General features: G+C 66.7%; 17 protein-coding genes. 10 read left to right on the top strand and 7 right to left on the bottom strand.

Features of this window, described 5'->3' with window-relative positions; genetic code table 11:
• Window positions 1-3: 3 nt before the first annotated feature.
• Window positions 4-825: an ABC transporter ATP-binding protein gene (locus FHW64_RS13930; protein ID WP_184527070.1), complete on the bottom strand. Its 822-nt coding sequence runs from the start codon at window positions 823-825 to the stop codon at window positions 4-6.
• A 212-nt stretch (window positions 826-1,037) separates the two neighbouring features.
• Here FHW64_RS13930 and FHW64_RS13925 point away from each other — a divergent pair, with 212 nt between their 5' ends.
• The 8 genes from FHW64_RS13925 (at window position 1,038) to FHW64_RS13890 (ending at window position 9,378) form a co-directional block, all read left to right on the top strand.
• Entirely contained in the window at window positions 1,038-1,367 is a 330-nt protein-coding gene (locus FHW64_RS13925; RefSeq protein ID WP_184527067.1) for an EthD family reductase, read from the top strand.
• 13 nt (window positions 1,368-1,380) lie between these two features.
• The gene (locus FHW64_RS13920) at window positions 1,381-3,108 is read left to right on the top strand and encodes a hypothetical protein (RefSeq protein ID WP_184527065.1); all 1,728 of its coding nucleotides are present in this window, start codon (window positions 1,381-1,383) and stop codon (window positions 3,106-3,108) included.
• Window positions 3,109-3,169: 61 nt separating this feature from the next.
• Window positions 3,170-4,072, top strand: coding sequence for a LysR family transcriptional regulator (locus tag FHW64_RS13915; RefSeq protein ID WP_184527063.1), 903 nt, complete (start codon window positions 3,170-3,172; stop codon window positions 4,070-4,072).
• Window positions 4,073-4,170: 98 nt separating this feature from the next.
• On the top strand, window positions 4,171-5,316 hold the full coding sequence (locus tag FHW64_RS13910) for a CaiB/BaiF CoA-transferase family protein (RefSeq protein WP_184527061.1): 1,146 nt from the start codon (window positions 4,171-4,173) through the stop codon (window positions 5,314-5,316).
• 129 nt (window positions 5,317-5,445) lie between these two features.
• Window positions 5,446-6,570 (top strand): polyamine ABC transporter substrate-binding protein, encoded by a 1,125-nt coding sequence (locus FHW64_RS13905; RefSeq protein WP_184527059.1) that lies wholly within the window; start codon window positions 5,446-5,448, stop codon window positions 6,568-6,570.
• Complete coding sequence (locus FHW64_RS13900; protein WP_184527058.1) at window positions 6,567-7,658, top strand: ABC transporter ATP-binding protein; 1,092 nt, start codon at window positions 6,567-6,569, stop codon at window positions 7,656-7,658. The genes FHW64_RS13905 and FHW64_RS13900 overlap by 4 nt, the downstream gene beginning before the upstream one ends.
• Window positions 7,622-8,533 carry an ABC transporter permease gene (locus tag FHW64_RS13895; protein WP_184527056.1) on the top strand — a complete coding sequence of 304 codons (912 nt, stop codon included), beginning with the start codon at window positions 7,622-7,624 and terminating at the stop codon, window positions 8,531-8,533. Before FHW64_RS13900 ends, FHW64_RS13895 begins: the two co-directional genes overlap by 37 nt.
• Window positions 8,530-9,378: an ABC transporter permease gene (locus FHW64_RS13890; RefSeq protein WP_184527054.1), complete on the top strand. Its 849-nt coding sequence runs from the start codon at window positions 8,530-8,532 to the stop codon at window positions 9,376-9,378. The genes FHW64_RS13895 and FHW64_RS13890 overlap by 4 nt, the downstream gene beginning before the upstream one ends.
• 12 nt (window positions 9,379-9,390) lie before the next feature.
• Here the strand turns inward: FHW64_RS13890 and FHW64_RS13885 are convergent, their stop codons facing one another.
• Genes FHW64_RS13885 through FHW64_RS13860 form a run of 6 tightly spaced genes read right to left on the bottom strand, consistent with a single transcriptional unit; the run spans window position 9,391 to window position 14,963 of the window.
• Window positions 9,391-10,305, bottom strand: coding sequence for an NAD(P)-dependent oxidoreductase (locus FHW64_RS13885; protein ID WP_184527052.1), 915 nt, complete (start codon window positions 10,303-10,305; stop codon window positions 9,391-9,393).
• Window positions 10,306-10,326: 21 nt separating this feature from the next.
• The gene (locus FHW64_RS13880) at window positions 10,327-11,574 is read right to left on the bottom strand and encodes an ABC transporter substrate-binding protein (protein ID WP_184527050.1); all 1,248 of its coding nucleotides are present in this window, start codon (window positions 11,572-11,574) and stop codon (window positions 10,327-10,329) included.
• A 43-nt stretch (window positions 11,575-11,617) separates the two neighbouring features.
• Window positions 11,618-12,469 (bottom strand): ABC transporter ATP-binding protein, encoded by an 852-nt coding sequence (locus tag FHW64_RS13875; protein WP_184527048.1) that lies wholly within the window; start codon window positions 12,467-12,469, stop codon window positions 11,618-11,620.
• Window position 12,470: 1 nt separating this feature from the next.
• Complete coding sequence (locus FHW64_RS13870; protein ID WP_184527046.1) at window positions 12,471-13,286, bottom strand: ABC transporter permease; 816 nt, start codon at window positions 13,284-13,286, stop codon at window positions 12,471-12,473.
• A complete protein-coding gene (locus FHW64_RS13865; protein ID WP_184527044.1) occupies window positions 13,283-14,122 on the bottom strand; it encodes an ABC transporter permease in 840 nt (279 codons plus the stop codon). The genes FHW64_RS13870 and FHW64_RS13865 overlap by 4 nt, the downstream gene beginning before the upstream one ends.
• A 16-nt stretch (window positions 14,123-14,138) precedes the next feature.
• Window positions 14,139-14,963 carry an SDR family NAD(P)-dependent oxidoreductase gene (locus tag FHW64_RS13860; RefSeq protein ID WP_184527042.1) on the bottom strand — a complete coding sequence of 275 codons (825 nt, stop codon included), beginning with the start codon at window positions 14,961-14,963 and terminating at the stop codon, window positions 14,139-14,141.
• A 180-nt stretch (window positions 14,964-15,143) separates the two neighbouring features.
• Here FHW64_RS13860 and FHW64_RS13855 point away from each other — a divergent pair, with 180 nt between their 5' ends.
• Both FHW64_RS13855 and FHW64_RS13850 read left to right on the top strand, forming a co-directional pair.
• Entirely contained in the window at window positions 15,144-16,052 is a 909-nt protein-coding gene (locus FHW64_RS13855; RefSeq protein WP_184527040.1) for an SMP-30/gluconolactonase/LRE family protein, read from the top strand.
• 6 nt (window positions 16,053-16,058) lie between these two features.
• Complete coding sequence (locus tag FHW64_RS13850; protein WP_184527038.1) at window positions 16,059-17,192, top strand: mandelate racemase/muconate lactonizing enzyme family protein; 1,134 nt, start codon at window positions 16,059-16,061, stop codon at window positions 17,190-17,192.
• Window positions 17,193-17,349: the final 157 nt, after the last annotated feature.

Below are 17,349 nucleotides of genomic sequence, written 5' to 3'. Positions count from 1 at the left end.
TCCTCACGCAGCGGCGTGCTCGCGGTCTTCGACTTCGCCCTGCACCGCCAACACCAGTTCGTGCTCCAGCGAGGTGAATTCGCTCGACGCCATGAACTCGTAATCGCGCGGCTTGGGCGCATGCACCCGAACCTCGCGCTTCACGCGGCCGGGGCGCCGCGTCATCGCGATCACCCGGTCGGAGATGAAGATCGCCTCCCCCACGTCGTGCGTGATGAACAGGATCGTTGGACGGAAGTGCTCCCACAGGCGCAGCAGCAGCTTCTGCATGAGCAGGCGCGTCTGATAGTCGAGTGCGCCGAAGGGCTCGTCCATCAGCAGGATGTCCGGCTGGCTGATGAGTGCGCGTGCAATCTGCACCCGCTGCTGCATGCCGCCGGAGAGTTGATAGGGGTAGTGCTTCTCGAAGCCCTTCAGGCCCACTTCCTCGAGCAGGCGCATCGCGCGCGGCTCGTACTCTTCCGCGGGCACGCCGCGGCACTTCACGCCCAGCACCACGTTCGCGAACACGTTCAGCCACGGGAAGAGCGAAGGCTGCTGGAACACCACGCCGCGGTTCGGACCGGGGCCCGTCACCGGCTTGCCATCCACCGTGACGGTGCCTGCCGATGCGAGCTCGAAGCCTGCGAGCACATTGAGCGAAGTCGACTTGCCGCAACCCGTGGGGCCGACGATCGAGACGATCTCCTGCGGCGCGATCTGGAGGTCGAAGTCAGCAAGCGCCAGCGTGCTTCCACCGCGCGAGCCCTGCGTTCCGTACGACTTGTTGACGCCGGTGAACGATATCTTTGGCGCCTGCTGTTGAGTTGAGCTGCGTTCGTCCATGACGTTGTCTCCTGCGATTTGTTTCTTGCAATTCATCGTAGGACGCGGGTCTGCAGCGGGCCATCTGAATTTGGGCAATGCCGCGCACGAGGATTCCGAATGCGAAGCCCTCCGGGGGTCTTCGCATTCGTCGAAGCCCCCATCGCTGAAATCTGATTCCCGGTGTGACCGCGCAGGCATAGCATCTGACCGATTCACGATCCGGAGACACCATGGCGAACGAGAAGATCATGTACAAGCGCATCGGCCTTGTGCAGCGCAAGAAGAGCCTGACGCGCGAACAGTTCGAGGCGCACTGGCTGAGTACCCATGCGGAACTCTGCAAGAAGCTGCCCGGCATGCGCCGCTATTCGGTCAATCTCATCGAGCCGGGCCGCTTCCCCCACTTTCCCTACGACGGCTTCTCGGAGCTTTGGTTCGATTCAGAAGACGCGCTGAAGTCCGCGTTCGACAGCCCCGAAGGCCGCACGCTGCTGGCGGACCTGCCGAACTTCGTCGAGAAGATCGATCCGCTGGTCGTGCAGGAGCATCCGAAGCTCTGATTGCACGGCGGCAATGACCCCGGACTCGTTGCTGTTCGGCACCGACGAGGTCGTCGATCCGCCTGTCTTGCTCGGCACGGGACGGCTGACTGCACAGTTGCGCGGTACACGCCTCGGGCCCGTCTGCTACGACGGCCACGAGGTGTGGCATGGCGTGGACTTCCTCTATCGCGATGCCGATTGGGGAACGCCGAAACCTGTGGTCGATGCATCGACGCACCGGGCGCATGACGACGGGTTCCACGCCGAACTCCGGGGCCACATCGATGCGGGCGCCGCGCGCATCGTGTTCGAGGTCGCGATAGAGGCGCGTGGTCGCACCTTGCGCTACGAAGCCACTGCGCATGCAGAGCGCGACATCCATACCAACCGCACCGGCGTTGTCGTGATGCATCCGCTGTCCGTCTGCGGACAGCCGGTCGAAGTCACGCATGTCGATGGCCGCACCAGTGCATCGACCTTTCCGACGCTGATCGCGCCCTGGCCGCCGTTCATGCTGGTGCGGGCGATACGCCACATCTACGCGGACGGCGCATGGGCGTCCTGCCGCTTCTCCGGTGACGACTTCGAACTGGAAGACCAGCGCAACAACGCCGACGCTTCCTTCAAGACCTACAGCCGGTCGAACCTGATGCCGCGCCCCTACCTGCTGCGGGCGGGTGAAGAGATACGGCAGTCGGTAGTGCTCGAGATCGAGTCGCCACCAGCGCAGCAGCATGCGGCGCGCCCGGGGCCTGTTCGTGTTTCCGTCGGTGCGATAGCGGGCGCCCTACCCCTCGTCGGCACGGCGATTTCCATCGAGGACGTCGACGTGCCAGCCTTGCGCACGCTGGCGCCCGGGCTGCTTCACCTGACGCTCGACGCGCCGGACCAGCCGTTCGATGCCCGCCGGGTGAGCCGTCTCCTGGTCGATGCGGGAGGCTGTGCGCTACGCATCGACATCGCCGGTGTCGACCCGACGCGTGCTGCGCCGCAACTGAACCACATCGCAGCCGCACTGCGTGATGCCGGCGTCGTGCCCACTGTGGTGGTCGCCTTCCCGAGCAGCCCGCCCGTGGTCGAAGCGGCGCGCCATGCATTCCCGCAGTCGCGCATCGGTGGCGGCACGCCGCATTTCTTCACCCAGCTCAATCGCATCGAAGGCCTCGGCCCTGTGGACTTCATCAGCTTCACCACCGCGAGCGTGGTGCACGGCGCAGACGATACGGAGATCATGGCCGGCCTACGCAGCCTGCCCGCCATGGTCCGGACGGTGCATGCCCGCCATGGGCCTGTGCCGGTGCACGTCGGCCCGAGCAGCATCGGCGCGCGACACAGTCCGCTCGGAGGGCAGCCTGAGTCCGACGGAACGCGCCGCCTCGCGTTGGCACGACGCGACCCGCGCACGCGTGGGCTCTATGGCGCGGCCTGGGCACTGGGCTACATCGCGCAACTCGCGTACGCAGGCGCCGAGGCGATCACCCTCTTCAGCCTGCAGGGCGACGCAGCGCTGGTGGTCGATGGTGTGCCGACGCCCGCCTTCGAAGTGATGCAACGGCTTGGCGCGCCGGGACGATGCCGGACGGTCGATGTGTCCGATCCCGAGACGGTGGCCGCGTTGGCAATCGAGCGCGATGGCCGTTGCGAGGTGCTCCTCGCCAACCTGCACCATGAGCCCGTCGAAGTGGCGCTCGTCGGAAACGCCGGCCTGCCGCTCGACGCGCGTGTGTCCCTCGCCCCCTACGCGCTCGCCTTCGTGTAGACCCTGCTGTCCTTTGCGACGGCCCGTGGGCATACTCCGCCGACATCACCGAGGGTGACTCATGCTGCCTGACATCGACTCGCTGGCCTTGTTCGTGCGCGCCGCCGAACTCCGCAGCCTGACCAAGGCCGCGGAAGCCTCGCACATCGGCCTGGCCGCGGCCAGCCGGCGCATCGCGCTGCTGGAGCACCGCTTCAAGACGGCGCTGCTGGAGCGCTCGCCGCGCGGCGTCGAACTCACGCCCGCCGGTGCCTCGCTGCTGCCGCACGCCAAGGCGCTGCTGCACGAGATCAACGAGATGCAGGCCGAGATGCGCGACCACGCCGATGGCCGCAAGGGCGCGCTGCGCGTGCTGGCCAATACCTCGGTGATGACCGAATCGCTGCCCGCCGACCTCGCGACCTTTTCGAAACTCCATCCGGACGTGCGCCTGTCGGTGCAGGAGCGCTGGAGCAGCGAGATCATCCATGCGCTGCTGGCCGGCGACGCCGACGTCGGCATCGTGGTCGAGGGCACGCAGACGCAGGGCCTGGAGACACGCACCTACCGCACCGACCGCATCGCGGTGGTGATGCCGGCTGCGCATCCGCTGGCTTCGGTGCCCGAGATGCGCTTCGCCGACATCCTGGACGACGACCTCGTGGCGCTGGAGTCCGGCGCTTCGATGATGCGTCTCTTGACCGAGCAGGCGGTGATCGAGGAACGCACGCTGCAGCTGCGCGTGCAGGTCCGCAGCTTCGAGGCGGTGTGCCGCATGGTGCAGGCCGGCCTCGGGCTCGGCATCCTGCCCTACGAGGGCTCCAGCGTGATGGGGCAGGCCCTCGGGCTTGTGGTGCGGCCGCTCAGCGAGGCCTGGGCAGAGCGCAACATGCTCATCTGCGTCAAGAAGGAGCGCGCGAGCAATCCGTCGGTGAACATGCTCATCGACTACCTCGTGGCCGCACGCCCCGCCGCGGCCGGCTGAGTCTTCGCTTCGAAATTCCACAAGTCAGGCTTGCCTGAATTCCCATGGACGCTTCGGGCCGCAGCCCGAAGAATCACTGCATTCAAGCAGAGGAACACATGGACAGCAGCAAACCTCTCGATGGCATCTTCGTCGTGGCGCTCGAACAGGCCGTCGCCGCACCCTACTGCTCCAGCCGCCTCGCCGACGCGGGTGCGCGCGTCGTCAAGGTCGAACGGCCCAGCGGCGACTTCGCACGCGGCTATGACCGTGCGGTCTTCGGCGAATCGTCCTACTTCGTCTGGATCAACCGCGGCAAGGAATCGGTGGCGCTCGACCTCACGCGCGAAGCGGACAAGGAACGGCTCCATGCGCTCGTGGCGCAGGCGGACGTTTTCATCCAGAACCTCGCCCCGGGGGCTGCGGCACGACTGGGCTTCGGCGCCGACGCGCTCCGCACCAAGTACCCCCGGCTCATCACCTGCGACATCTCCGGCTACGGCGAATCCGGGCCGCTGCATCTGCTGAAGGCCTACGACCTGCTGGTGCAGGCCGAGAGCGGGCTGGTGGCGGTCAGCGGTGCGCCGGGGCCGTGGGGCCGGATCGGCGTCTCGATCTGCGACATCACCGCCGGCATGAACGCACTCATCGGCGTGCAGCAGGCGCTGCTGCAGCGCGAGCGCACCGGGCGCGGCAGCGGCGTGAAGGTGTCGCTCTTCGATTCGGCGAGCGAGCTGATGGCGGTGCCCTACCTGCAGGCCCGCTACGGCGCCGGGGCGCCCGACCGGGTCGGCCTCAAGCATCCGAGCATCGCGCCCTACGGTTCCTTCGTTTGCTCCGACGGGCGGGAGATCGTGCTGTCGATCCAGAACGAGCGCGAGTGGGAGAGCTTCTGCCGCACGGTGCTCGACGACGCCGCGCTTGCAACGGATGCACGCTTCACCGGCAACAACGCCCGGACGTCCAATCGCGAAGTGCTGGAGGAGAGCATCCAGCAGGTCTTCGGGCTCCTGACCTACGCGGAGGCGGTCGACCGCCTCACCGAGGCGCAGACCGCCTACGGGGCGATCAACTCGGTCCACGACCTGATCGCCCATCCGCAACTGCGCACCCGGCCCATGGATGTGCACGGACGCACGGTCGAAGTGCCCGCACCGCCCTACGTCATGGAATGGGACGACCGGCAGTTTCCGCCGGTGCCGGCCATCGACGAGCACGGGCCACTGCCCGAGCCCGAGGGACGGGCGGCCAAGGTCGCCGCATAGGAGGGAAGGAGGAGCCCGGCAATGCCGGGTTTTTTTTCGGGGCAGATCCGCCCGACGGCCGGAACTCCGGAGGCACCGGACGGGTCACCGTCAGTCAGGGTGGTCGTCCGTTCCATAGGGAGTCCCGAAATGAAACCATGGCTGCTTCGCTCCGTGATCCTTCATGCATTCCTGGCCCTCGCCGCGCTGGCACCCGCTCCGGCGCGGGCGGACGACGAGCAACAGGTGCTCAACGTCTACAACTGGGGCGACTACATCGCCGACGACACGATCAGGAACTTCGAGAAAGAGACCGGCATCAAGGTCCGCTACGACCTGTTCGACAGCAACGAGGCCCTGCACGCCAAGCTGGTCGCCGGCATGTCCGGCTACGACGTGGTCGTCCCCGGCTCGCACTTCGCGAAGATGCAGATCCAGGCCGGGCTGCTGGAGAAGCTCGACAAGTCGAAGATCCCCAACCTCGCGAACCTCGACCCGGCCATCCAGGCACAGCTCGCGAAGATGGACCCCGGCAACGACTACCTGGTCGACTGGCTCTGGGGCTACACCACGGTGGGCATCAACGCCGACAAGGCGAAGAAGGCGCTGGGCGGCCTGCCGATGCCGGACAACGCCTGGGACCTCGTCTTCAAGCCCGAGTACATCTCGAAGCTGAAGAGCTGCGGCGTCTCCTTCCTCGACACGCCCTCGGAGATCCTGCCCATCGCGCTCAAGTACCTCGGCAAGGACCCGCGCAGCAAGGACCCGGCGGACTACAAGGCCGCCGGAGACATGCTCAAGGCCGTGCGCCCCTACGTGACGCGCTTTTCCGGTTCGGGCTCGGACTACATCGACCAGATGGCGAAGGGCCAGCTCTGTGCGGTGATCGGCTGGTCGGGCGACATCATGATCGCCAAGGACAAGTCGAACAAGGCGCACACCCCGCAGGACCTCCAGGTGCTGCTGCCGAAGATGGGCGGGTTGCTCTTCTTCGACACGATGGCAATCCCCAAGGACGCGAAGCACAAGGAGAACGCCTACAAGTGGATCAACTACATCCTGCGGCCCGAGGTCGATGCTTCGTTGACCAACAAGGTGTTCTATGCCAACCCCAACAAGGCCGCGATGAAGCTCGTCGATCCGGCGCTGGCGAAGGACAAGGCGGTCTTTCCCGACGCCACCGCGCTCGCCGGGATGATCGCCCCCGACACGCCTGACCAGGCCACGCTGCGCCTCGTCACGCGGACCTTCACCAACTTCAAGGCCAACCGGTGACGACGGCGGAAGACACCGGCTTCCTGCGCATCGAATCGGTCACCAAGGACTTCGGTGACTTTCGCGCGGTCGACCAGGTGAGCCTGGACATCGTGCGCGGCGAGATCTTTGCACTGCTGGGCTCGTCCGGCTGCGGCAAGACGACGCTGCTGCGGGTGCTCGCGGGCTTCGAGACGCCGACGTCGGGGCGCGTCGTGCTCGACGGCGAAGACCTCGCGGGCCGGCCGCCGTACGAGCGGCCGATCAACATGATGTTCCAGTCCTATGCGCTCTTTCCGCATCTGAGTGTGTGGGACAACGTCGCCTTCGGCCTGCGCCGCGACCGGCGGCCCAAGGCCGAGATCGCCACCCGCGTCGAGGAGATGCTGCGGCTGGTGCAGCTCGCTCCCCTCGCCCGCCGAAAGCCGCACCAGCTTTCCGGCGGCCAGCAACAGCGCGTGGCGCTCGCCCGCAGCCTGGCCAAGCGTCCGAAGCTCTTGCTGCTCGACGAGCCGCTCGGCGCGCTGGACCGCAAGCTGCGCGAAGCCACGCGAATCGAACTGGTCAACATCATTCGCCAGGTCGGCGTGACCTGCGTGGTGGTCACCCACGACCAGGAAGAAGCGATGACGATGGCCTCGCGCATGGCCGTGATGAGCGAAGGCCGCTTCGTGCAGGTCGGCAGGCCGGCCGAGGTCTACGAGATGCCCGCGACGCGCTTCGTCGCGGATTTCGTGGGCAGCATCAATCTCATGGAAGGCACGGTCGTCGCGATCGAGCCGGGGCGTGCCGAGATCCGATGCGCCGATGTCCTGCACCACGTCGGGCACGGAGTCGCAAGCCGACAGGGCCAGCCAGTCACCGTAGCGATCCGGCCGGAAAAGATCCTTCTTACGCACGAGAAACCCGCCGGCGACGCCAACCAGGTGAAAGGCGTCGTGACTGCCCAGTCGTACTTCGGCGACTACACGCTCTATCACCTGGGGTTGCCGAGCGGTGCGAGCCTGAAGGTCCACGTCGGCAGCCATTCGATCGACAAGGCGCCGACCGAGGGCGATGCCGTCTGGGCGCAATGGCTGCCGACCTCGCAGGTCGTGCTGACCGAGTGAAGACGCCTCTTGCCTTCAAGGCCCGGCATGCCCTGATCGGCGTGCCCTACCTCTGGCTGCTCGTCTTCTTCCTGCTGCCCTTCCTGATCGTGCTGCGCATCAGCTTTGCCGAGATGGAAGGCGCGAAGACTGCCGGCTTCCACCTGGGCAGCTACGCGATGCTCTTCGGCGATGAGATCTATCTCTCGACCTACGCGCATTCGCTGATGTATGCGGGCATCACGACGCTGATCTGCCTCTTCATCGGCTATCCCTTCGCGTACTTCATGGCGCGCGCCTCAGCCGCGGCGCAGCCTCTGCTGCTGATGGGCGTGATGCTGCCCTTCTGGACCAGCTTCCTGCTGCGCGTCTATGCCTGGAAGGGTCTGCTGGATGCGGAGACCGGCTGGGTCGGCCGGCTGCTGAGCCAGGTGCACGCCGACCAGTTGCTGCTGCCGCTCGGCCTCATCTCGGCACCGGGGCAGTTCATGTACACGCCCTTCTCGCTCATCCTCGGCATGGTCTACACCTACCTGCCGTTCATGGTGCTGCCGCTGTACGGCACGCTCGCCAAGCTGGACCTGCGGCTGCTCGAAGCCGCGCAGGACCTCGGCGCCACGCCCTGGCAGGCGTTCTGGCGGATCACGGTGCCGATGTCACGGGCCGGCATCCTCGCCGGGTCGATGCTGGTCTTCATCCCGTGCGTGGGCGAATACGTCATCCCCGAGCTGCTCGGCGGCCCGGAGACGCTCATGATCGGCCGCGTGCTGTGGGACGAGTTCTTCTCCAACAACGACTGGCCGATGGCCTCCAGCATTGCGGTGACGATGGTGCTGCTGATCATCGTGCCGCTCGCCATCTTCAACGACAGCCAGGCGAAGGCGGCAGCCCGATGATCGCGACACGCGCCGCCCGCTGGACCAGCCGCGTGTGGCTGACGCTCGGGTTTGCTTTCCTCTACTTGCCGATCGTCTCGCTGGTTGTCTTCAGCTTCACCGATTCGCCGGTGCCGAATGTGTGGGCGGGATTCAGCCTGCGCTGGTATCGCAAGCTGATGGCGGACGATGCGATCCGCGAGGGCCTCTTCCTTTCGCTGCGCGTGGCGGCTGGCACCGCCACCGGGTCCATCGTGCTGGGTACGCTCGCCGCCTTTGCGCTGCAACGCTTCCCGCGTTTCAGGGGCCGCGTGCTGTTTTCGGCCATGGTCAGCGCCCCGCTGGTGATGCCGGAGGTGATCGTCGGCCTGTCGCTGCTGCTGATGCTCGTGCTGGTCCAGCGATGGCTGGGCGTGCCGGAGCGCGGGCTCGTGACGATCTGGCTGGGCCACCTGCTGGTCGGCATCGCCTACGCCACCGTCGTCATCGGCGCGCGCCTGCGCGACCTGAATCCGCAGTACGAGGAAGCCGCGCAAGACCTGGGTGCCCGCCCGCTCGAAGTGTTCTTTCTCGTCACGCTGCCCATGATTGCGCAGTCGATGGCGGCGGCCTGGCTGCTGACCTTCACGCTGTCGCTGGACGACGTGGTGATGTCCGCCTTTCTCTCGGGCCCGGGGTCGACGACGCTGCCGCTGGTGATCTTCTCGCGCGCACGGCTGGGGCTGGACCCGACAGTCAACGCGCTGGCGACCGTCGTGGTCGCCGTCGTCGGCGTCTTTGTCCTGCTCACCAGCTACTGGATCGCCGCGCGCGAGCGCCGGCGCTTCAGGGAGCAGTTGGTGCAGCCCCTGCCTCACTCCGGTTGAGTCGCGCGGCGCTCAAGCCGCCTTGCGCTGCTCGGCTGCCTTCTGGCGCACCTCGATGCCGAGCTGCTTTTCGCGGATGAACATCAGCGTCGCGGTATCGCGCTCGCCGAGGCCCTGCTCGATCGCCTGCTCCATCGTCTTCTGCGCGCCGCGTCCGACGAGGGCATCGAAACCGAGGTTCTTCGCGAGGTCGCACGCCAGGCGCACGTCCTTGCAGGCCAGCCGCACCGCGAAGCCCGGGCTGTCGTCGCCAAGGAACGCCTTCTTGGGCATCGCCACCGCGAGCTGCTGGTTCCAGCCCATGGTGGTTCGCATCACTTCCTGCATCAGCTCCAGCGTGAGGCCCGACTTGATGCCGATCGCGAGCGCTTCGGTGTTGGCGACCATGATGGTCGTCGCCAGCAGGTTGTTGGTGATCTTCATCGCATGGCCGGTGCCGGGGCCGCCGCAGTAGAAGGTGTCGGTGCCCATGCACTTGAGCACCGGCGTCGCCGCATCGATGGCCGGCTTGTTGCCGCCCACCATCAGCGTCAGCGTGCCGGTGGCTGCGTGCTCGGAGGTCTTGCCGACTGGCGAATCGACCAGCTCCATGCCGCGCTCGCGCAGCACGTCTCCGACGCGGCGCGAGGTCTGCGGGTCGATGGTGCTCATTTCGATCACGATCCCGCCCTTGCGCAGACCCTCGGCCACGCCGTCCGGGCCGAGCACCACCTGCTCGACATGCTGCGGCTCGGGCAGCATCGTCACGACGATGTCGCTCGCCGCACCCACTTCCCTGGGCGTTGCGGCGGACTTCGCGCCTGCCTTCACGAGGCGCGCGATCGCCTCCGGGCTGCGGTCGAACACCGTCAGCTCGTGGCCGCCCTTGAGGATGTTGAGCGCCATGGGGCCGCCCATCACGCCGAGACCGATGAATCCAACTTTCATGATGACTCCTGTGAATGTGTGTCAGGCCGGGTTGGCCCACTTGTCGATTTCCCACACCGGCCGGCCGCGCAGGTCGGACACATCGGTGCGCGTGAATTCCGAGGCCGCCGGCTTGCTGCCGAGCTTTTCGTAGGCCTGCTTGACCAGCGGCGCGGTGCGCTGGAACTGCGTGCGGACCTTGTCCCACGGGAGCGGCTTTTCGATCTGCTTGTTGTCCGCCATGTAGCGCGACGATTCGAGGATCGCGAGCGCGTCCTTCTCGGTCGGCCACGACCAGCCGCGCGAGAAGAGCACATCGTCTTTCACGACCTTCGCACCCTGCGTGGCGTCGAGCTTCCAGTAGTCCTTGACCAGTTGCGAGACCGCGCCAGGGTCCATCACACTCAACGCTGCCACGGCCTCCTGCTGCGCCACGATGAAGGCAACCACTGCCTGCGGATGCTGCTCGATCAGCGCATTCCGGCCGATCCAGAACGAGCGATGCAGGTAGTAGCCATCGGGATAGAACTGCGATTTCTTCACCGAAGGCAGCAGGATGCCTGCGCCCTTGCCGGCGGGTCCTTCGTAGTAGTCCTCGGTCTGGCCGAAGGAATTCATGATCGCCACCGTGCCCGAGGCCTGCGCCGCATAGAACGCAGGAGAAATGGTGCAGGTGGCATCCACGCCGGTCGGCACCGAGGCGGCCTGCGCGTGCGTCGGCATGTTCACGTAGCGGATGCCGGCTTCCTTCGCCACGTCCTGCACGCCCAGCTCGTGCTTGAGCATCTGCGTGAGCGCGCTCTGCGGATCGCCACCGAGCGACACGCCGATGGTCTTGCCCTTGAGCGCCTGCGCGTTGCGGATCGGCGAGCCATTGCGCGTGGTGATCAGGAAGCGCAAGTGTCCCTCCCCAACAACGATCGGGCTGATCGGCAGGCCAGACGAGATCGCACGAATGATCGGGGTGTTGCCCCACATGCCGATGTCGAGGTTGTTGCCCACCATCGCTTCCACCATCGGCAACGCGGTCGGGTATTCGCGCCAGTCGATCGTGAGGTCGTAGCCGAAGTCCGCGGCCCGCTTCTCCAGCAGCTTGTTGTTGATCATGTACTGGGTCATCGGCGAGTTGCCCGCCGCCCAGGGAATGCGGCCGATGGAAAGCTTGAGCTGCTGCTTCGAGCCCTGCGCGCGCACGAAGGCGGGCATGGCAAAGCCGGCCGCGAGCGCGGCGCCGCCCAGCAGGATCTGGCGTCGGGGCAGCGCGGCGGCGATGGAGGTCGATCCGGTCATGGCATGTCTCCTTGGTTGGTATGAGGTTCGGCCGCGAATGCGTTCAGTGCGCTTCTGCGGCTTCAGGCTGGGGTTCGTCGGCACCGCCGATGGCGCGGTACGCCTCGTCGCGGATCAGTCCCCAGATCTGTTCGGTGAGGTGGCCGAAGCGCGGGTCGGCGCGCAGGCTCTCGTCGCGCGGGCGCGGCAGGTCGATCGGCAGCACCGCACGCACGCGGCCCGGGTGGCTGCTCATCACCACCACGCGGTCGGCGAGGAACACCGCCTCTTCGATGTCGTGCGTGATGAAGACGGCGGTCTTGCGCTGTGAGCGCGGCGCTGTCTGGCCCCAGATGCGAAGCAGCTCGATCTGCAGGATGAGGCGCGTCTGCGCATCCAGTGCGCCCAGCGGCTCGTCCATGAGCAGGATGTCGGGCTCGTTGGCGAGCAGCCGCGCGAGCGCCACGCGCTGGCGCATGCCGCCGGAGAGCTGGTGCGGATACTTCTTCTCGGAGCCCTTGAGGCCCACGAGTTCGACGAAGTGGCGGATGCGTTCCTCGCGCTGTGCCGGCGTGAAGGCCTTGCCGGGCGTGCCGTAGCGCAGGCCGAAGCCCACGTTGTCCTGCACCGTCTGCCAAGGCATCAGCGCGTAATCCTGGAACATCACGCCGCGATCCGCACCGGGGCCGTTGATCGGTTTGCCATCCTTCTCGAGCACGCCGGCCGTCGGCTTGTCGAGGCCCGCGATCAGGTTCAGCACGGTGGACTTGCCGCAGCCCGAAGGCCCGACGATGCAGATGAACTCGCCGTCCTCGATGTCAAGGGAGACATCCGCGAGCGCCAGCGTCTCCTGGCCGGTGCGCGGCGCGATGAAGCTCTTGGTGATGCCTTTGAGGTGCAGCTTGGGGGTGGTCATCTCAATGTCTCCAGGGGGTAAGGAAGCGCTCGGCCGCACGGAAGACGCGGTCGATCATCAAAGCGACGATGCCCACGACGACCATGCACACGACGATCGCGTTCATGTCGATGTTGTAGGCGTAGAAGACGAACATCATTTGCCCGATGCCGCCCGAGGTGCCCCCGCCGGACTTCGAGCCCACGGCGAGTTCGGCGGCGATGATGGCGGTCCATGCGACGCCCATCGCGAGCCGCGAACCGAGCAGGATGCTGGTCGCCGCGCCCGGCAGGATCACGCGGGTCAGGATGGTCAGCCGCGGCACGCCCATGGTGAGCGAGGCCAGCACCAGCTTGCGATCGACCCGGCTCACGCCGTGCACCGTGTTGATGACCACCGGAAAGAACGCCGCGTAGCTCACGATCGCGAGCGCGGTCGGCGTGCCGGTGCCGAACCACAGGATCGCTACGGGCAGAAGCGCCATCGGCGCGATCGGGCGGAAGCTTTCGATCAGCGGATCGAGGTTCTCGCGGATGGTGCGATTCGATCCCATCAAGAGGCCCAGCGTGACGCCGAGCGCCAGCGCGCAGACGAAGCCGACCACGACGCGGCCCAGGCTCTGCACGGTTGCGATCAGCAGCCCGCCGTTGAGCACGAGGTCGACTGCTGCCTTGGCCGCACGCAGCGGTGTCGGCGCGGGACTGTCGGCCGGCAGCGTGGCGGCCCAGGCCTGCCATGCGACCAGCAGCACGACCGGCAGCGTCCAGAAGCGGACGATCTTCTGCAGGCGAGATTCCTGCGCGAGCGAAGCGGTGTTGGTATTTGCAAGCGCACTCATGACAGCTCCGTTCCTTCGGCCCACGGGGTCAGCTTGTGTTGCAGCGCGCGCAGCGCCACGTCGCAGAGATAGCCCACGAGCCCGATCACCGCGATGAAGCCGAAGACCTTGGGCGTCATCAGCATCTGGCGATACCACTCGATCGCGAAGCCGAGGCCGCTGGGCGAGCCGATCAGCTCTGCCGCGACGATCGCCGCCCACGAGGCCGCGAAGGCGAGGCGGATGCCCACCATCACCACCGGCAGCGCGCCCGGCACCAGCACATGGCGCAGCATCGCGCTGCGGCTCACGCCCATGGTCTGCGCAGCGGAGATCAGCTTGCGGTCCACCTGGCGCACACCGGCGACCGTGTTCAGCAGGATCGGGAAGAAGCCGACGTAGACCATGATGAACACCGGCAGCGTGTTGCCGATGCCGAAGATGAAGAGCGCCAGCGGCAGCCAGGCGATGCCGGAGATGGGCCGCAGCAGCTCGACCACCGGGTCGATGTAGGCCTCGGCGGTGCGACTCAGGCCCATCCAGAAGCCAAGCGGCACCGCAAGCACGATCGCGACGGCGAGCGCGAGCAGCAGACGCGATGCGCTGATGCTCGCGTGCTCGATCAACTCGCCGCTGACCGCGAGATCCCACAGCGCGCTCACCACAGCGAGCGGCGACGGCAGTTGCAGAGGGTTGTTGTTCCAGAGATAGACCGCATACCAGAACGCGATGAAGACCGCGAAGGTGCGGATCGCGATGAACCAGCGCTGGCGCATCGCGCGGCGCATCCATCCATGCCCCGGTGCGACCGGCGCCTTGGCGCCAGCGAGGGCATGCGGAACCTTGGTGAGTTGCATGACGCTCTCCATGGGGCTAGCGCGTGACCGAGAGGAAGCCACCGTCGATGTAGAGCGTGTGGCCGTTGATGTACGCACCGGCATCGGACGCCAGCAGCATCGCGGCACCCGCGATGTCTTCGGGGCGGCCCCAGCGCTTGGCGGGTGCCCAGTCGGTGACGAAGGCGTTGAAGTCCTTGTCGTTCGCCTGGCTGAACTCGGTGGCGGTGTAGCCGGGCGCGAGCGCGTTGACGGTGACACCGGTGCCCGAGAGATCGGCCGCGAGCGCGCGTGTGAAGGCCGACACGCCGCCCTTCGCCGACACATAGGGCACCAGCCTCGGCCGCGCCACGTGGTTCATGATCGAACCCATGTTGATGATGCGGCCGCTGCCCTGCTGCACCATGATCCGTGCGGCTTGCTGGGCGACCAGGAAGCAGGCGGTCAGATCGACATCGATCACCTTCTGCCACTCTTCGCGGGTCAGTTCTAGGAACGGCGTGCGGACGATCACGCCGGCGTTGTTGACCACGATGTCGAGGTGGCCTCGGATGTTCTTGGCGTCCTGCACCGCACGCGCCACCGCATCGGCATCGGTCACGTCGAACACGAGGCCGTGCGCATCGGCGCCTGCATCGCGGAACTCGCGGACGCGCTCCTGGACGGCCTCGGTGCGGTCGGCAAGCACGATGGTGGCGCCGGCCGCGGCAAAACCGCGTGCCAGGCCCGAAGCGATGCCGCCGGCCCCGCCGGTGATCAACGCGACCTTGCCTTCCAGCGAAAAGAGCGATGCGGGCGCGAGGCCCTTGAACAGATGCTGATCCGCATTGCGCGCGCCAGGGATCGGTGTGGCGATGGTCATCGACTTGTCTCCGTCGTTCTGTGTTGCGACGAATGTAGGAGCCGGCACCTGTTCGCAGGAATTGGAACTTCGTCAACCCGCTCTTCGCACAAAGCGAAGCCCTGGGCTTGCCCGGTTTCGAACCCCCGGTTGCCGCAATACAGATTCCGCGCGGCGGGCGTCGTACCTACGATGACTCGCATGAACACACCCTTGGCCAACGTGCGTCCGGCGCGGGTCGGAACGCAGCGCGACATCCTCGGCGAGAGTCCGCTGTGGGATGGACGTGCGAACTGCCTCTGGTGGGTGGACATTCGCCAGCCCGCGATCCGCAGGCTCGATCCCGCGAACGGCGCACTGCAGAGCTGGCCGATGCCTGCGCTGGTCGGCTCGATCGCGCTCACCGAAGACGATCGCCTGCTGGTCGCGCTTCCGCAGCAGATCGCGCTTTTCGATCCGCACACCGGGCGGCTCGAAGCCTTCGTCGAGCCGCCGCCCATGCCGCCTGATCACCGCTTCAACGACGGGCGCTGCGACCGCCAGGGCCGCTTCTGGGTGGGCAGCATGCACAACATCACGCGCGCGCCGGAGGGGGTGCTCTACTGCCTCGAAGGCACCGAGCTTCGGCCGGTGCGCGAAGGCGTGTGCATCCCGAACAGCCTGGCGTTCAGCCCCGACGGGCGAACGATGTTCTTCGCGGATTCGCTGCGGTACGAGCTCTACGCCTACGACTACGACATCGCGCGTGGCGCCATGGGCCCCGAGCGCGTGATCGCGACGACGGTGCCACCGGGGTTCCCCGACGGCTCGACGGTGGATGCCGAAGGCTTCCTGTGGAACGCCGAATTCAATGCGGCGCGCCTCGTGCGCTACGCGCCGGATGGACGCGTCGACCGGATCGTGCCGGTCCCGGTCCCACGGCCGACCTGCTGCGCGTTCGGCGGTCCGGACCTCGACGTGCTGTACGTGACCACCGCCAGCCAGAACATGACGCCCGAAGAACTCGAAGCGCAACCGCTCGCCGGCGCCCTGCTCGCTTATGACGTCGGTGTGCGCGGCCTGCCGGAACCGCGCTTCTCGATATCGGGCCCCCGAAACAACAACCGCTGAGACACCATGAAACCTGTCCGACTTGCTTCAGTTGAAGCCTTTGCATATCGCGTTCCAGTCAAGATGCCCATCAAAGTCGCCTTCGGCACCTTCCGCGACCGGCCTTTCGTGCTGGTGAGGGTGACGGATGAGGACGGCAATGTCGGATGGGGCGAAGCCTGGGCCAACTGGCCCGCGGTGGGTGCGGAGCATCGCGCGCGGCTGGTGGTGGACTTTGGCGAGCGGCTCGTCGGCAAGGCCTTCGATTCGCCGCAACACCTGTTCGAGCAACTCAGCCGTCAACTCGAAGTGCTGGTGATCCAGACCGGCGAAGTGGGCCCGATCGCGCAGGCAATCGCCGGCATCGACATCGCGGTGTGGGATCTGGTCGCGCGCCGCGAAGGCAAGCCCCTGCACAAGCTGCTGAGTTCACGTGCGGTCGAGACAGTGCCGGTCTACGTAACCGGGATCAATCCCGACGAGCCCGAGCGCTTTGCCGCTGCGCGGCAGGCGGAAGGCCACCGCGCCTTCAAGCTCAAGACCGGCTTCGGCCACGACATCGACGTCCGCAACCTGCGTGCGATGCGCGAAACGCTGGGCCCGCAGGCGGTGATTACCTGCGACTCGAACCAGACGCATGACTTGCAGCAAGCGACCGCCTTTGTGCGCGCGATTGAAGACCTGAAGCTGAGCTGGTTCGAGGAGCCGATACGCGTCGACGCGCCGCAATCCGACTGGGAAGCACTGGCGGCCGCATCGACCACGCCGCTCGCCGGCGGCGAGAACCTTCAGGGCGCACAGTTCGACGCAGCCATCGGCGCGAAGGTGCTGCAGGTGATCCAGCCCGACGTGACCAAGTGGGGTGGCATCAGCGGCAACTGGGAAGTGGCGCGCAAGACGGTCGCGGCCGGCAAGCGCTATTGCCCGCACTACTTTGGCGGCGGGATCTCGGTGCTGGCTTCGCTGCAATTGCTGGCTGCCGCCGGCGGCGAAGGCCTGCTGGAGTTCGACTGCCACCCGAACGTCGGACGCGAAGCCGTCGTGGGCGACCTGCTGCCCGTGACCGACGGACGGGTTCCAGTGCCGCAAGGGCCGGGCCTCGGCGCCGTGCCGGATCTCGATGCGCTCGCGGGCTATCGCACCTGGGCCCCCAAAGGCTGAGGCGCGCAGCAAGACCAGGGACTTCGCGGAACCGGCTTGCCGGCGTGGCCGGGACGCCTGTCGGTGGGCGGTGATGCTTCAGTGGGGCGGTCGGCTTCGCACCGACTTCCCTGCGGTGCTCGCGCGGCCGGCTGCACCGCAGTGAAGTCGGCGCAAA

Origin of the sequence: Variovorax sp. Sphag1AA (assembly GCF_014192575.1) — a bacterium.
Lineage (GTDB): Bacteria > Pseudomonadota > Gammaproteobacteria > Burkholderiales > Burkholderiaceae_C > Variovorax.
This window is presented reverse-complemented; position numbering and strand designations above follow the sequence as displayed.

What these genes read in the sequence shown, in the direction of transcription:
- FHW64_RS13860 (WP_184527042.1), bottom strand. Translation starts at nt 14,963, where the DNA reads ATGACCATCGCCACACCGATCCCTGGCGCGCGCAATGCGGATCAGCAT.
- FHW64_RS13880 (WP_184527050.1), bottom strand. Translation starts at nt 11,574, where the DNA reads ATGACCGGATCGACCTCCATCGCCGCCGCGCTGCCCCGACGCCAGATC.
- FHW64_RS13925 (WP_184527067.1), top strand. Translation starts at nt 1,038, where the DNA reads ATGGCGAACGAGAAGATCATGTACAAGCGCATCGGCCTTGTGCAGCGC.
- FHW64_RS13870 (WP_184527046.1), bottom strand. Translation starts at nt 13,286, where the DNA reads ATGAGTGCGCTTGCAAATACCAACACCGCTTCGCTCGCGCAGGAATCT.
- FHW64_RS13895 (WP_184527056.1), top strand. Translation starts at nt 7,622, where the DNA reads ATGGCTGCCGACCTCGCAGGTCGTGCTGACCGAGTGAAGACGCCTCTT.
- FHW64_RS13920 (WP_184527065.1), top strand. Translation starts at nt 1,381, where the DNA reads ATGACCCCGGACTCGTTGCTGTTCGGCACCGACGAGGTCGTCGATCCG.
- FHW64_RS13930 (WP_184527070.1), bottom strand. Translation starts at nt 825, where the DNA reads ATGGACGAACGCAGCTCAACTCAACAGCAGGCGCCAAAGATATCGTTC.
- FHW64_RS13855 (WP_184527040.1), top strand. Translation starts at nt 15,144, where the DNA reads ATGAACACACCCTTGGCCAACGTGCGTCCGGCGCGGGTCGGAACGCAG.
- FHW64_RS13890 (WP_184527054.1), top strand. Translation starts at nt 8,530, where the DNA reads ATGATCGCGACACGCGCCGCCCGCTGGACCAGCCGCGTGTGGCTGACG.
- FHW64_RS13905 (WP_184527059.1), top strand. Translation starts at nt 5,446, where the DNA reads ATGAAACCATGGCTGCTTCGCTCCGTGATCCTTCATGCATTCCTGGCC.
- FHW64_RS13850 (WP_184527038.1), top strand. Translation starts at nt 16,059, where the DNA reads ATGAAACCTGTCCGACTTGCTTCAGTTGAAGCCTTTGCATATCGCGTT.
- FHW64_RS13915 (WP_184527063.1), top strand. Translation starts at nt 3,170, where the DNA reads ATGCTGCCTGACATCGACTCGCTGGCCTTGTTCGTGCGCGCCGCCGAA.
- FHW64_RS13875 (WP_184527048.1), bottom strand. Translation starts at nt 12,469, where the DNA reads ATGACCACCCCCAAGCTGCACCTCAAAGGCATCACCAAGAGCTTCATC.
- FHW64_RS13865 (WP_184527044.1), bottom strand. Translation starts at nt 14,122, where the DNA reads ATGCAACTCACCAAGGTTCCGCATGCCCTCGCTGGCGCCAAGGCGCCG.
- FHW64_RS13910 (WP_184527061.1), top strand. Translation starts at nt 4,171, where the DNA reads ATGGACAGCAGCAAACCTCTCGATGGCATCTTCGTCGTGGCGCTCGAA.
- FHW64_RS13885 (WP_184527052.1), bottom strand. Translation starts at nt 10,305, where the DNA reads ATGAAAGTTGGATTCATCGGTCTCGGCGTGATGGGCGGCCCCATGGCG.